Consider the following 14,680-nt stretch of genomic DNA (forward strand, 5'->3'; position numbering starts at 1 on the left):
ATGCGCCTGCCCCTGATGCTGTCCCTCCTGTTCGCCCTGGCCGGGTGCAGCAGTACCCCACCTGCCGACACCACCGCGGCGACACCGACAACGCCCAGCGCCGCCGAATGCACCGCCGCCGGTGGCAGCCTGCAGCCGCTGGGCCGCCTGCAGCGCGTGCAGTGCGTGGTGCCCTACGCCGATGCCGGCAAGGTCTGCAGCGCCAAGGCCGACTGCAGTGGCCAGTGCCTGGCCACCCTCGATGTCGCGCCGGGAACGGCCACGCGCGGTGTCTGCCAGCGTGATGTCAGCCAGAACTTCGGCTGCCGCCAGCGCATCGATGGCGGCGTGGCGCTCGGCACGATCTGCGTCGACTGACTTACCAACGGCACGGCTATGCTGTGCCTCCCCCGATGCAACGCAAGGAACCCGAAGTGAGCCAGACCGTCTACGACATCCCCGTGACCACCATCGAAGGCCAACCGACCTCGCTGGCCGACTACCGCGGCAAAGTGCTGCTGGTGGTCAACGTCGCCTCCAAGTGCGGCCTGACCCCGCAGTATGAAGGCCTGCAGGCGCTGTACGCCGACAAGCAGGCCGCCGGCCTGGAAGTGCTGGGTTTCCCGGCCAACAACTTCCTGGCCCAGGAGCCGGGCAGCGAGGCGGACATCCAGCAGTTCTGCCAGCTGGAATACAACGTCAGCTTCCCGATGTTCGCCAAGATCAGCGTGGCCGGTGAGGACACCCATCCGCTGTACCAGCAGCTGACCGCTGCCCAGCCGGCCGCCACCGGCGAAGGCCCGATGCGCGAGAAGCTGCAGGGCGCCGTGGCCAAGTATCCGGAGCTGGTGGTCAATGCCGCCCCGGGCGTGCTGTGGAACTTCGAGAAGTTCCTGATCGGCCGCGATGGCCAGGTCATCGCCCGCTTCGCCCCGGACGTGCCGGCTGACGATGCCCGCCTGGTGGCCGCGATCGACGCTGCGCTGGCGGCCTGATCGGCTGACGCGGGAACAAAAAAAAGCCCCGCTTCGGCGGGGCTTTCTCGTGGGGGATCAGTTACCCCAGTTCGGCATTGGCATCGCATCGACCGGGATCGGCGCGTCCGGATCGTCCTTGCCGCGCGCATGCTTGCCGCGCAGGTCGTTCTCGATCTGGTAGTTGCGGCGCTGCAGCCACGCATCGCGAACGAGCGAGTATTCGTCCACGGCGTTGTCGCGCATGTCGTCCACCGCCAGCAGCTGCGAACGCATGTCCACCAGCTGCAGGCCCTGCAGGCCGATGCGGATCTTGTCCTCTTCGATCGTGCGGATCGGCGAGAGCGGCATGTCGCCGGCCAGGCCGAACACATCGCGCACGGTACGCGGGCCGAAGAACGGCAGTTCCACGTAGCGCGAACGGCGCCAGCCCCACGTGCCCAAGGTCTGGCCGAAGTCTTCCTTGCGACGCGGCACCATCGCCTTGCTCGCCGGATCGAACAGACCGCCGATACCCAGCGTCGAATTCATCAGGAAGCGGCCCAGGCTGTCCCAGGCATCATCCGGACGACCCTGCAGCAGCTGGTTGGTGATCGTCACCGGCGCGCGCAGGTTGCTGAAGAAGTTGCTCACGCCGGTGCGTGCGAAGCGCGGCACCACGTTGGTGTAGGCCACCGCCAGCGGGCGTGCGACCGCACGGTCGACCACGTTGTTGAAGCTGTGCACCTTGCGGTTGAACGGTTCCCACGGATCGTACGGCGCGCCGCTGGGCTCGGTGCCGTCTGCGGTCGGGGCCGGACCACCGTACAGCGCGGCGAAGTCGTCCTCGGCATTGGTCGGCGCGGTGCCACCGGTGACCGGCGCGGCGGCCGTATCGGTGCTGCCCTGGGGTGCCGGGGCGGCGGTGTCGACGACCGCGTCGGCCGGTACCGCAGGCGCATCGGCCACATCGGTCGCCGGTGCCGCCGCAGGGGCGACCTCGGCACTGACCGGTGCGCTGTCGCGCGCGGGTTTGCCGGCACAGGCGCTCAGGGCCAGCGCCAGCACAAGGAGGGGGAGGGTGCGTATGACGTTCATGTCAGCTCGCCGCAGAAAGGGCATGGAAATCCAGGGTGGGTGCCAGCCGGTAGGCGGCACTGAGGTCGGTGAAACCGTCCGGGCTGCCGACGATCGTCGGCGCGGTCCCGTTTGCACGCAGGCGTGCGGCCAGCTCGGCCAGCAGCGCCAGGCCGGCGCTGTCGAGCCGGCTCACCGCCGTCAGATCCACCTGCTGCACGCCGTCCAGCGCGGTCAGCGAAGGCCACAGGGCCGTCACCGCCGCACGGTCGAGCAGCCCGCTGAACACCAGCGAGGTGCCGTTGCGCTGCACGCTGGCGCTGTTACTTGCCACGCGGGGCCTGCCCGGCCTGCATGCTGCCGTTGCGCAGGTCGGTGGCCACCTGCTGGATCGACTTCTGGCGCAGCGGGGCGTCGAACTGGGTCTTGAAAGTCTGCACGTAGGAGATGCCTTCGATCATCACGTCGAAGATCTTCCACTGGCCGTTGACGTTGCGCATCAGGTAGTCGACCGGGGTCGGCTCGTTGCCGGCGCGGATCAGCTCGGTGGACACGCGCACGCCGCGGTTGCCCGGCAGCGGCGACTCGCTCTTCAGGCGGAAGGTCGGCTTGCCCTGGATTTCGAGCAGGGCCGAGCCGTAGCGCTGCATCAGGTTGTCGGCCATGGCATCGGCGAACAGCTTGACGTCGGCATCCGAGGCGCCGCGGCCGTGCACACCCAGCACCAGGCGGGCGGCGTAGTCGCGGTCGAAGGTCTTGTTGAGCTCGCTGTTGATGAAGTCACGCAGCACGGCCGGGTTGGCCCGGAACTCGGTGCGGCGCTGCTGCAGCGAGGTCAGGATGCGGGTGCTGGCGTCCATCACGGCCTTGCCGGCCTGGCCCTGCTGGACGGCGGCGGCCGCCGGGGCAGCCTGGGCGAAGGAGAGCGAGGGCGTGGCGGCGAGCAGGGCCGAGGCCAGCAGCGCCGGGATCAGGGTCTTTTTCATGGTTGCGGTTCCGTTGCAGGCGCGGGCGCGCCGTTGCCATCGTGGGAGTCAGCGCCACCGGTGTTGGCCGGACCGCTGAACATGTACTTGCCGACCAGCTGGAGCAGGTCCACCGCCGGCTGGGTGAAGACGATCTCGTCGCCGGACTTGAGTACGTCCGGATCTCCGCCCGGCTGCAGTCCGATATAGCTCTCGCCGAGCAAACCGCTGGTGAAGATGCCGGCCGAGGTATCGGCGGGCAGATCCTTGAACTTGCCGTCGAGCTTGAGGGTCACGATCGAATCGAACTTCTGGGGATCCAGTTCGATGCCCGAGACCTGCCCGATGGTCACGCCACCGATCTTGACCGGGGCCTGCTTGCGCAGCTGGCCGATCTGGGTGAAGCGCGCCTTGAGTTCGTAGCCGCTGCCACCGGTGCCCCACCGTTGATTGGTGGAGGCCACGGCCAGCACCAGCAGCGAGGCCAGCGCCAGCAGCAGGAACGCGCCGACGGAAAATTCGAGTCTGGGACCGCGGATGGCCATGGGATATCTCACTGTTCTTTGTCAGGTGCCTGGACAGGTGTCCGGGCGGGAAGTCTTTGCGTACCGAAAAAGCGCACCGACCAACGGTTGGTACCTACTGGAACATCATGGCCGACAGCACGAAGTTGAAGACCAGCACCAGCAGCGAGGCGTTGACCACCGCACGCGTGGTGGCGACCGAGGTGCCTTCGATGGTGGGTTCGGCATGGAAACCGACATAGGAGGCCACCAGGGCCGCCGTGCCGCCGAAGATCGCCGACTTCAGCATCGCCACGCCGAAGTCGTCCCAGAAGTCCACGCTGTTGCTCAGCGCCGACCAGAACACGCCATTGTCCAGGCCGAGCACGTGCACGGCCTCGAAGTAGCTGGCACTGATCGCCAGTGAACAGAAGATGCCGGTCAGCAGCGGCACGGTCAGTACCGCCGCCCAGAAGCGCGGGGCAACGACCTTGGCGACCGGGTCGATCGCCATCAGCTCCAGGGCCTTGATCTGATCGGTGGCGCGCATCAGGCCCAGCTCGGCGGCGATGGAGCTGCCGGCGCGGCCGATGAACAGCAGCGCGGTCAGCACCGGGGCCAGTTCGCGATACAGCGACAGGCCGAGCAGGGTGGACAAGGCATCGGCGGCGCCGAAAGTGGTCAGCGTGCGGTAGCCCTGCAGCGTCAGCACCAGGCCCACGAAGGCACCGCCCACGGCGATGATCGGCAGCGAACGTGCGCCGATCTTGTAGATCTCGCGGGTCAGCTCGGCCAGGAAATCGGCGGTCGGCAGCGAACCGCGCAGCACCGTCAGCGAGAACAGGCCGGCGCGACCGAGCGAGCGGGTGGCGTCAACGAACGGCATCAGGCAACCCTCGCACGCGGCGCGGCATCAAACGGGATCGGGCCGTCCGGCTCACCATGCAGGAACTGCCGCAGCAGCGGATCCTGGCTGGATTCGAGCGCGGCCGGGCTGCCCTGGAACACGATGCCGCCGTTGGCGATCGCGATCACCTGGTCGCAGATCGGCAGGGTCTCGTGTACGTGGTGGCTGACGATGATGCTGGTCAGCCCCAGGCTGTGATTGAGGCGCTGGATCAGGCTCATGATCACACCCGAGGCGATCGGGTCCAGCCCGGTCAGCGGCTCGTCGTAGATCATCAGCGGCGGATCCAGCGCCAGCGCGCGCGCCAATGCGACACGGCGCGCCATGCCGCCGGACAGCTCGCGCGGCCAGGCATCGGCCGCGGCCAGCAGGCCGACCGCATGCAGCTTCATCTGCACCAGGCGGCGCAGCACGGGCTTGGGCAGGCGGGTGTGGGTGCGCAGTGGCAGCGCCACGTTCTCGGCCACGGTCAGATCGGTCAGCAGGCCGTTGCCCTGCAGCAGCACGCCCACGCTCTTGCGCATCTCCAACAGCGCGCGTGCGCCGGTCGGGATGGGCTGGCCGAACAGGGTGACCTCACCGGCAACCGGTCGCAGCTCACCGGTCAGCGCGGCCAGCAGCGTGGACTTGCCACTGCCCGACGGGCCGAGCACGGCAGTGATGCTGCCGCGCGGAACGGTCAGCGAAACGTCGCGCAGGATCGTACGTCCGCCGCGGTCGATGCGGACGTTGGACAACTGCACCAGACTCTCTTCGGAAACCGTCATGGGCGCCATTAACAAAATTCCAACGTTGTAAGATCGTGGTGAACGGCTGAACATAACCGAACTGGACCGTGCAGTATTGTCGCACGGGCAGGTGGGAGCAGCGCCTTGGAGACCATGCCGGGGGCTGCAACACAGCGTGTCGGGCCGGTGTCGGCCGCTGTCTTTTCGGTGTCCAGGTACGCGTCGGCGCTGCGTTCGTGCGCGGGCTGCGGCACACTCCTGCGATGACCGACGCTGCTTCAGACTTCCGCCTGTACCACTCCAACTCGCTCGATGTGCTGGCCGCCCTGCTGGCCACGACGCTGCGCACGCCGGTGCCGGGCCAATCGATCCTGGTGCCGGAGGTGGTGCTGATCCCGCAGGTCGCCATGCGCCGCTGGCTGCAATCGACCCTCGCGGCCGAGTATGGCATTGCCGCCAATCTAGAGTTCCTCACGCCCGGCGAGCTGGTGGCGCGTGCCCTCAACGCCAACGTGCCCGGCGAACATGACGATCTCAATGCCGAGGGCCTGCGCTGGCGGTTGTATGCCGCGCTGCGCGATCCGGTGCTGATGGCCCAGCCGCCGATGGCGGCCCTGCAGGCGTATCTGTCCGCAGCCGATCCGCTCAAGCCATGGGCCTTGGCCGCCGAGCTGGCCTCGGTGTTCGAGAAGTACCAGGCATGGCGTCGCGATTGGCTGCTTCGTTGGGAGGCCGGCGCAGCACCGAATGACCCGCAGGCCATCCTGTGGCGGCACATCGCCCAAGGCGAGCAGTACCGCGCGCGCCGCATCGATGCCTATCTGGCCCGCTTCGAAGGTGCCGGGCAGCCGCTGCCGCAGGGCCTGCCGGCGCGCGTGTTCGCCTTCGCCACGCTCAACATCTCCCCGGACGTGCTGCGGGTGATGGCCACTCAGGCGCGGGTCGGCACGATGCACTTCTATCTGCCCACGCCGACCCAGGCCTATTGGGGTGACCTGCAGACTCTGGGCGAGAAGCTGCGCAGCGGCGCGCCCGATCCGTTCGGCGAGGCGGCCGGCGAGAACCGCCTGCTGCAGGCCTGGGGCGCGGCCGGGCGCGACTTCATGGCGGTGCTGGGCAGCTATGAAGTCGTCCACCCCTCCGGGGAGATCGCTGCCTACGATGATCCCGAAGACGATGCGCGCCCGGACATGGCCGACGGCGGCTTGTCCGACAGCCTGCTGCACCGCCTGCAGCGCGACCTGTTCCACCGCCGCGGGCAGCCGGCCGGTGCGCTGCGCGACGGGCTGCGCTACGACGATCCCAGCCTGCAGGTGCATGCCTGCCACACCCGCCTGCGCGAACTGCAGGTACTGCACGATCAACTGCGCGGCCTGCTGCAGGATCCGCGCTTCGACCCCCCGCTGCAGGCGCGCGACATCGCGGTGCTGGCACCGGACATCGATCCCTACGTGCCGTATCTGGAAGCGGTGTTCGGCGGCCGCAGCGGCGGCGACGAGCACATCCCCTATGCGCTGGCCGACACCAGCCCGCTGGCGGGTGAGCCGTTGGCCGATGTGTTCGTGCACCTGCTCGGGTTGCCGGTCTCGCGCTTCGGCTTGAACGAAGTGCTGGATCTGCTCGCCAGCGCGCCGCTGGCCGAAGCGGCCGGTCTGGACGCGGCGGCGTTCGACCGCCTGCACGACTGGCTGCAGGCTGCCGGTGCGCGCTGGGGGCTGGATGCCACCCATCGCGGCCAGCACCAGGCCCCGGCCGATGATGCCTTCACCTGGCAGTTCGCACTTGATCGCCTGTTGCTGGGTCATGCCAGCGGCAGCGACGGCGATATCGCCGGGGTCGCGCCGTGGCCGGAGCTGGAAGGCAGCGCGCTGGATGCGCTGGACCGGCTGCTCGGTCTGCTGCGGGTGCTGGCGCGGTACCAGAAGGCATTGGGTGAGGCGATGTCACCCGGCCAGTGGCGGCAGCGTCTGCTGGCCCTGCTGGACGCGCTGCTGCCGGAGCCGCCGCAGGCGGCCAACAGCCAGCGCGCGCTGGAGCGCCTGCGCAAACTGATCAACGAGTTCGCCCGTGACGCCGACACCGCCGGCTTCGAGGGCGACGTGCCGCCGGACGTGCTGCGTGCACATTTCGCTGGCGTGCTTGCGCAGGCCGATACGCGCGCACCGCTGCTGACCGGCGGCGTCAGCTTTGGCCGGATGGTGCCGATGCGGCTGCTGCCGTTCCGGGTGATCTGCGTGCTCGGCCTGAACGATGGCGATTTCCCGCGCCGCGACCCGGCTGCCGGGCTCAATCAGCTCACCGCCGAGCTGGGCACCGACAAGCGCCGGCATGGCGACCGCTCGCTGCGCGAGGACGACCGCTTCCTGTTCCTGCAGCTGTTCGCCTCGGCGCAGGACGTGTTCTACCTGAGCTACCTGGGCGCCGACCCGCGCGATGGCAGTGTGCGCGAGCCCTCGGTGCTGGTCAGCGAACTGATCGATGCGGCGGCCGAGTACCACCTCGATCCGCCTGCAGCGGCCAAACGGATGACGGTGCGGCATTCGCTGCAGCCGTTCGCCCCGGCTGCGTTCGGGGGCGGTGAGGAACCGCGGCGTTTCAGCTATCGCCAGCAATGGCACCCGGCCGCCGGCTCACTCGGCGGTGCACGGCGCGCGCTGGCGCCCTGGTTCGCCAAGCCGCTGCCGCCGATGGAGAGCGGGGTGGGCGAGGCGGAACTGAGCGTGGATGCGCTGCGTCGCTTCCTCACCGATCCGGCCAGCCAGTTCCTCTCGCAGCGACTCGGCCTGCGTCTGCCCGACGACGTGGACAACGCCGAGGATGTTGAACCTCTGGTGATGGCGGCGCGCGGTGGCGACACCGTACTGCTGCAGCAGGCGGTGATCGAGGCCACCCTCGGCGAGGATGCCGCGCCGCTGTACCCCCGGCTGCGCGCGCGTGCGCTGCTGCCCTCCGGTGCACTGGGTGAGCGCCAGTTCGCGCTGCTGCAGGCGCAGACCGAGCCCTACGCGCAGGCCCTGGCCCAGTGGCAGGCCGGTACCGCAGCCGACAGCCGCCGCTACGAGGTGGATATCGATGGCGTGCGCCTGCACGGCCGCGTGGAGGGCCTGCATCCGCACGGTCTGGTCCGCCTGCGCCCGGGCCCGCTCAATGGCCGCGCCGCGATCCGCCAGGGGCTGGACTGGCTGCTCGCCAACGCCGCCGGCGATGCGCTGCCGCTGGTGCAGTTCCACGAGGCGGGCGATGACGGTCTGGGCCCGCACACGCTGCCGCCGCTGGAGGCCGAGCGCGCGCGCCAGGTGCTGCGCCGCCTGCTGCAGCTGCGCAGCGAAGGGCTGCGCGCGCCGCTGTTGTACGGCCCGTCCACCGGCTGGGTGCTGTACACCGCCGCCGAGGCCAAGCGCGAAACGGAGGGCCGCGCCAAGTGGCATGGCAGCGACCGCACCTGGGGCGAATCCACCGGCGCCGGCTACCAGCTTGCGTTGCGCGGGCACGATCCCTTTGCCAGCGCGGACAGTTATCGGCAATTGCTGCACAACAGCTTCGTGGTGTTCACCGCGGTGCGCGAAGGCCGGGTGTTTCCGGGCTTTGACGAGGAAGGAACCCTGCGATGATCGACCACGACCTGCTCAACGATCCCTACCTGGCCTTGCCGCTGGAAGGCGTGCGCCTGATCGAAGCCAGCGCCGGTACCGGCAAGACCTTCACCCTGGCCACGCTGTTCACCCGGCTGGTGGTGGAGAAGGGCTGGCGCATCGGCCAGATCCTGGCCGTCACCTTCACCGATGCCGCGACCCAGGAACTGCGCAAGCGCATCCGCGAGCGCTTGGCACTGGCCGCGCAGCTGGTGGAGCGCGCGCCCAGCGAACAGGACAGCCCCGATGTCGCGTTGACCCGGGTGATCCTGCACCGCCAGCTCGCCCTCGGTGAAGAGACACCGGCCGCGCTGGCGCGCCGGCTGCAGACCGCCGCCGATGAAATCGATCTGGCCTCGATCTTCACCATCCATGGTTTCTGCACCCGCGTGCTGCGCGAGCACGCGCTGGAGAGCGGACACACCTTCGATCCGCCCACCCTGCTGCCGAGCGAACGCGAGCTGCACGAGGAACTGGCCGCCGACCTGTGGCGCGTGCATGCCAACGATCCGGCTACGGTCGATGCGCTGACCTGGTTGTGGGCCTCACCCGAGGCGCTGGCAGGCGATCTCTCCACGTTGATCAAGCCGTTGCCGTTGCTGCCAGCGCGGCCGAGCCACACCTTCGACGACCCTGCGCCGCAGCTGCGGCTCACCGCGGCTGCCTTGGCCGATGCCATCGGGGCGCACGCCGAAGATGCGCAGGCGCAGATCGCCACCGCTTTCGACCGCAAGGTCTTCGACGGCCGTCGTGCCAAACGGCCAAGTTTCGACAAGGCCTTCGGCGAGCTGTTTGCCGGCCGCAGCGCGCAGCACTGGCCGCGTGGCGACAAGAGCCATCTGGGCAAACTGTTGCCGGTGCAGTTGCTGGCCTTCTGCAAGGACGGCATGGAAGGCCAGTGCCCGGCGTCGCCGCTGTTCGATGCGTTGCAGGCCTGGTGGCATGCCGCCGATGCGCGCGAGCAGTGGCTGCGCCAGCAGGCCACCGCGTTCCTGCATGACCTGCGCGATGAAGCGCGTGCGCGCCTGGCCGAGCTGAAGCGGATCGGCCGCGTGCAGACCTACGATGACCTGATCGAGGGCGTCGCCGATGCACTCGACGGCCCGCATCGCGCCACCCTGGTGCAGCAGCTGCGCGCGCAGTACGCGATCGCGCTGGTGGACGAGTTCCAGGATACCGACGACCGCCAGTGGGGCATCTTCCAGCGCGTGTTCGGCGATTCGCAGGAGACCCGCGAGGCCGGCCTGGCACCGGCGTTGTTCCTGATCGGCGACCCCAAGCAGGCGATCTACGGTTTCCGCGGCGGCGACATTCACACCTACCTCAAGGCCAAGCGCCAGGCCGATGCCGCGCCCGCGCTGGACCGCAACTTCCGCTCGCGCCCGGCGGTGCTGCATGCGATCGAAGCGCTGTACGCCAACGCGGGTGAACGCGCCTTCCTCGAAGCCGACATCGCGTTCGAACCCGTACATCCCGGCAGCACCCGGGTGGATGCGGACTTCGTGCGCGACGGTGTCCCCGCCCCCGGCCTGACCGTGCGCGTGCTGAACAACACGGAGGGCGGCGACCTCAAGGCCGATCCTTCGCGCCAGCAGGCCAGCGACGCCTGCGTGGCCGCGATCCACCAGATCCTCAGCGACGCCCGGCAAGGGCGCGCGCTGCTGCGCGAAAAACCGGTGCAGCCCGGCGACATCGCGGTGCTGGTGCGATCGCACAAGGAGGCCACGCGCATCCAGCAGGCGCTCGGTGCGGTCGGCATTCCCGCGGTTGCCGCGGGCAAGCAGAGCCTGTACGCCACGCCTGAAGCGCACGACCTGCGCCTGCTGTTACTGGCCCTGCTCCAGCCGGCCGATGAAGGGCGGCTGCGCGCCGCGCTGTCGACCGTGCTGCTTGGCGAAGATGCCGATGCGATCGATGCGCTGGAGCGCGAAGGCGATGCACAACGCTCCTTCCAGGTGCGGCTGCTGGAATGGCGTGAGCGCTGGCAGCGCGGCGGCCCGTTCGCGGTGATCGCCGATCTCTGTGCCGAACACGCCGAGCGCCTGCTCGGCCTGCTGGATGGCGAGCGCCGCTTGACCAACTACCTGCAGTTGGGCGAACTGCTTCAGCAGGCGGCCGGACAGACCCTGGGCATGCACGGTCTGCTGGACTGGCTGCAGGTGCAGATGGCACATGCCGACCAGAACGACGAACAGCAGCTGCTGCGCCTGGAATCGGACGCGCGTCGCGTGCAGATCATCACCCTGCACAAGAGCAAAGGACTGGAGTATCCGCTGGTGTTCCTGCCGTTTGTCGGCATCGGTGGCGGCGCGCCCAACACCGAGACGAACTGCACGGTGTACTCCAACGGTCGCCGCGAGCTGCACTGGAAGCTGGACAAGGACGACAGCTGGAGCGCGGCCAGCGCGCGCAGCGCGCAGGAACAGGACGCCGAGGATGCGCGCCTGCTCTATGTCGGGCTGACCCGCGCCGAGCACGCGCTGTGGATCGCCGCCGGCGATCTCGCCGGTCTGGCCAAGACCCGCCTGGCACCGATGCTGTCGGACATGGCCGCCCTGCGTGACCACCCGGACATCGCCGTGATCGAAGGCCCGGTGGAGGCCCGCCCGGCACAGCTCGCGTTCGAACGCGAGGGCGAACTTCCGCCGGTGCGCGCGCTGACCCGCCGCGTGCCGCACGACTGGTGGGTCTACAGCTTCACTCAGTTGGCGCATGCCGACGCCGGCCACGACACCGATGCCGCTGCCACTGAAGTGCCGGCCCCCGCCGCCGACGAACCGGCCGGCGTGGATCTCACCCTGGACGCCGAACAACCGGTCACGGCCAGCGACGAAGTCGACCCGCGCTTCATGGGCAGCCGCTTCGGCAATGTGCTGCACGATGTACTGGAAAACACCGATTTCGCGCTGTGGGCCGGCTGGCAGGCCGGGCAGCCCGCACCCGGCGAGGAAGCCGAGGTGCTGCGTGCCTCGCTGCGCGCCGAAGGCTATGCCGAGGAAGACCTGGACGATGGCGTGGCCATGTTGACCGCGCTGGTCGGCCAGACCCTGACCGTGCCCTTGCCGGAGGGCGGCGCCCTGCATGATCTGCCGGCCGATGCGCGCCGCGCCGAGATCGAGTTCCACTTCGCGATGCAGCCGACCGCCGTGCCCGCCCTGCTGACCCTGCTGCACGTGCACGGACTGGTGCGTGACCGCCATGGCTTCGGCACACGGCGGCGGCTGGAAGGCCTGATGACCGGCAAGATCGATCTCACCTACGTGCGTGCGGACCGCTGGTACGTGCTTGATTACAAATCTAATCGCCTGCCCGGCTACGACGCGGCGCGGCTGGCCAGTGCGATGCAACACAGCGAATACGACCTGCAGGCGCTGATCTACACCGTGGCGCTGCACCGCTGGTTGCGCTTCCGGCTGGGCGCGCAGTACGACTACACGCGCGACATGGGCGGCATCCGCTACCTGTTCTGCCGTGGCCTGGATGCTGGCCGCGACGACAGTCCGGGCCTGTATGCGCATCGCTTCGATCCGGCCCTGGTCGACGCCCTGGATGCCCTGTTCGCCGGTGGCGAACACGCCCAAGCCCGCATGGCCGCCCGCGCACGGGGGGACGCATGAGCTTGCTCACTACGCTGTACCGCGGCAATGCGCTGCGCACGCTCGATCACGCACTGGCGCAGAGCCTGCGCCGGTTGCGCCCGGATACGCCCGACGCAGTGTTGTTGGGTGCTGCACTGGCCTCGCTGGCGGTCTCGGAAGGGCACGCTGGTCTGGACCCGACCCAGCCGCAGCGGCTGATCGACGCCGAGATCGCGTGGCCCGCGCCCGAGGGTTGGCTGGCGCAGCTGCGCGCCTCGCCGTGGGTGGATGTGCCGCCCGCAGATGACGTGGTCGCCGGCGATGCACCGCTGGTGCTGGAAAACGGGCTGCTCTATCTGCGCCGCTACCGCGAATACGAACGTCGGCTCGCTGAAGGCCTGCAACGCATCGCCACGCATCCGCTGGCCGAGGCCGATCCCGGTACCTTGGCCACCCTGTTTGGCCAGCTGTTCCCGCAGGCGCGCGAGGGCATCGATCACCAGGCCCGCGCCGCCGCCGTCGCGCTGCGCCATCCGCTGGTGCTGGTGACGGGTGGTCCCGGTACGGGCAAGACCACCACCATCGCACGCCTGTTGGTGCTGCTGGCCGCCCAGGCAGTGCAGGCGGACCAGGCATTGCCACGGGTCGCGCTGGCTGCGCCCACTGGCCGTGCCGCCGAGCGCATGGCCGAGAGCCTGCGCCTGGCCGTGCAGCGTCTGCGTCTGCTCGGCATCGCCCCGGCGCTGTGCGATGCGATGCCGAGCACCGGCACCACCCTGCATCGCCTGCTCGGGGTGATCCCGGATTCGCCGCGCTTCCGCCATCACGCCGACAACCCGCTGCCGTATGACGTGGTGGTGGTGGACGAGGCCTCGATGATCGATCTGCCGTTGATGACCAAGCTGGTGGAGGCGGTCGCCGATGGCAGCCGGCTGGTGCTGCTCGGCGATCCGGACCAGCTGCCCTCGGTGGAGGCCGGTGATGTGCTGAGCGCGATCCTGCGCGCCAGTGGCGATGGCCTGGGCACCCAGGCCGACGATGCGCAGGCATTGCGCGCGCTGCTCGCGCCCGAGGCGCTGCAACCGCTGGCACCGCCACGCCGGTTCGCGGGCCGGCGCGTGCAGTTGCAGCGCGGCTACCGGCAGACCGACGCACTCGATCTGGCGCCGCTGGCGCATGCCGTGCGCGAGGGCAACAGTGCCACCGCACTGGCCCTGCTACGCGTGGGCACGCTGGCCGGTGTGCACTTCCACGAGGACCAGAGCGATCCGCTGCAGCATCATCGCGAACACCTGCTCGGGCATTGGCGGGGCCTCGGCGAAGCCGTCGATCCCGGTCAGGCGCTGGCCAATGCCGGCCGCATCCGCCTGCTCACTGCCGTGCGCGAAGGTCCACAGGGTGCGCGCGGGCTCAACGCGCGCATCGAAGCGCTGCTGGCCGGTGTGCCGCGGCCGGGCATGGCACCGGGCTATTTCCACGGCCGGCTGCTGCTGATCACCGAGAACAGCTACCGGCACCGCCTGTTCAACGGCGACATCGGCATCTGCCTGATCGATCGCCAGGGCAGCGTCACGGCGTGGTTCCCCGGCGAGACCCCGGATCAACCACGCGGTTTCCACCCGGGTGCATTGCCCGCACATGAGAGTGCGTTCGCGATGACCGTGCACAAGGCACAGGGCTCGGAGTTCGATGAGGTCTGGCTGCAGCTGCCGCGACGCGACAACCGCGTGCTCTCGCGCGAGCTGATCTACACCGGCATGACCCGTGCGCGGCAGGCGCTGCATGTGCTGGGCAGTGCGGAGGTGTTGGAGGCCGCGATGGCGCGGCATGCCAGCCGTTTGTCGGGCCTGGCGGCGCGCCTGCAGGGCGGCCAAGGGGACGCAGTGGCCGACGCCGTCGTGACGGCGCCGGCCCAGGGGCAGTTGTTCTAGCCCCGCGTCCGGCCTTACTCCGGAATCACCACGGTGCCATCGGGGAACACGATGGCGCCGTCACCGCTGACATCGAAGAAGCCCAGCTGGTGGGTGTTGGCCAGCACCTGCACCAGGCCATGCGCGTTCTCGGCCACTTCGTCATCGAACGAGGCATAGACCACGTGCTGGCCGATGCTGTAGTCGGTCACTTCCGGGCGGTCATCTTCGTCATCGGACAGTGGGCCGTCCATCGGCGGGTAATGCTCGGCGAGCGCGGCGAAGAACGCCTGCAGCGCCGGCACCGACACCTTCGGGTCGTCGTAGTCGTGCGTCTCGTTCCACTCGGTCTGCGCGTCGTACCACTGCAGGAAGGCCTCGGCCTCGCGCGGGGCGACGGCGGGGTCGAACACCATCAGGTCGTAACTCATCGGGAATCACCTTGATC

At 69.1% G+C, this 14,680-nt stretch carries 12 protein-coding genes; 5 read left to right on the plus strand and 7 right to left on the minus strand.

What is annotated here, in order from left to right:
- Both ABE464_RS09265 and ABE464_RS09270 read left to right on the plus strand, forming a co-directional pair.
- Positions 1-357 (plus strand): hypothetical protein, encoded by a 357-nt coding sequence (locus ABE464_RS09265; protein ID WP_346471697.1) that lies wholly within the window; start codon positions 1-3, stop codon positions 355-357.
- Between the two features lie 56 nt (positions 358-413).
- Positions 414-974, plus strand: coding sequence for a glutathione peroxidase (locus ABE464_RS09270; RefSeq protein ID WP_088435249.1), 561 nt, complete (start codon positions 414-416; stop codon positions 972-974).
- A 57-nt stretch (positions 975-1,031) separates the two neighbouring features.
- Here the strand turns inward: ABE464_RS09270 and ABE464_RS09275 are convergent, their stop codons facing one another.
- The 6 genes from ABE464_RS09275 to ABE464_RS09300 all read right to left on the minus strand — a co-directional run bounded on the left by ABE464_RS09275 (position 1,032) and on the right by ABE464_RS09300 (position 5,151).
- On the minus strand, positions 1,032-2,030 hold the full coding sequence (locus tag ABE464_RS09275) for a VacJ family lipoprotein (protein ID WP_346471698.1): 999 nt from the start codon (positions 2,028-2,030) through the stop codon (positions 1,032-1,034).
- Position 2,031: 1 nt separating this feature from the next.
- Positions 2,032-2,343, minus strand: a complete 312-nt coding sequence (locus ABE464_RS09280) for an STAS domain-containing protein (protein ID WP_346471699.1) — start codon at positions 2,341-2,343, stop codon at positions 2,032-2,034.
- Entirely contained in the window at positions 2,333-2,995 is a 663-nt protein-coding gene (locus ABE464_RS09285) for an ABC transporter substrate-binding protein (RefSeq protein ID WP_346471700.1), read from the minus strand. The genes ABE464_RS09280 and ABE464_RS09285 overlap by 11 nt, the downstream gene beginning before the upstream one ends.
- On the minus strand, positions 2,992-3,519 hold the full coding sequence (mlaD, locus tag ABE464_RS09290) for an outer membrane lipid asymmetry maintenance protein MlaD (protein ID WP_019183994.1): 528 nt from the start codon (positions 3,517-3,519) through the stop codon (positions 2,992-2,994). Before mlaD ends, ABE464_RS09285 begins: the two co-directional genes overlap by 4 nt.
- 94 nt (positions 3,520-3,613) lie before the next feature.
- Positions 3,614-4,363 carry an MlaE family lipid ABC transporter permease subunit gene (locus ABE464_RS09295; RefSeq protein WP_019183993.1) on the minus strand — a complete coding sequence of 250 codons (750 nt, stop codon included), beginning with the start codon at positions 4,361-4,363 and terminating at the stop codon, positions 3,614-3,616.
- A complete protein-coding gene (locus tag ABE464_RS09300; protein WP_019183992.1) occupies positions 4,363-5,151 on the minus strand; it encodes an ATP-binding cassette domain-containing protein in 789 nt (262 codons plus the stop codon). The genes ABE464_RS09295 and ABE464_RS09300 overlap by 1 nt, the downstream gene beginning before the upstream one ends.
- Before the next feature lie 224 nt (positions 5,152-5,375).
- On the opposite strand from ABE464_RS09300, the gene recC reads away from it, so the two are divergent.
- From recC to recD, 3 genes are read left to right on the plus strand one after another with little or no spacing between them, the layout of a single operon-like run.
- A complete protein-coding gene (gene recC / locus ABE464_RS09305; RefSeq protein ID WP_346471701.1) occupies positions 5,376-8,723 on the plus strand; it encodes an exodeoxyribonuclease V subunit gamma in 3,348 nt (1,115 codons plus the stop codon).
- Entirely contained in the window at positions 8,720-12,361 is a 3,642-nt protein-coding gene (gene recB / locus ABE464_RS09310) for an exodeoxyribonuclease V subunit beta (protein WP_346471702.1), read from the plus strand. The genes recC and recB overlap by 4 nt, the downstream gene beginning before the upstream one ends.
- The gene (recD, locus tag ABE464_RS09315) at positions 12,358-14,253 is read left to right on the plus strand and encodes an exodeoxyribonuclease V subunit alpha (RefSeq protein WP_346471703.1); all 1,896 of its coding nucleotides are present in this window, start codon (positions 12,358-12,360) and stop codon (positions 14,251-14,253) included. The genes recB and recD overlap by 4 nt, the downstream gene beginning before the upstream one ends.
- Positions 14,254-14,267: 14 nt before the next feature.
- Here recD and ABE464_RS09320 read toward each other — a convergent pair whose 3' ends face one another.
- Positions 14,268-14,663, minus strand: coding sequence for a hypothetical protein (locus ABE464_RS09320; protein ID WP_346471704.1), 396 nt, complete (start codon positions 14,661-14,663; stop codon positions 14,268-14,270).
- Between the last annotated feature and the right edge of the window lie 17 nt (positions 14,664-14,680).

Origin of the sequence: Stenotrophomonas sp. TWI587 (assembly GCF_039674145.1) — a bacterium.
In the GTDB taxonomy this organism is placed as follows: Bacteria; Pseudomonadota; Gammaproteobacteria; order Xanthomonadales; family Xanthomonadaceae; genus Stenotrophomonas; species Stenotrophomonas maltophilia_AY.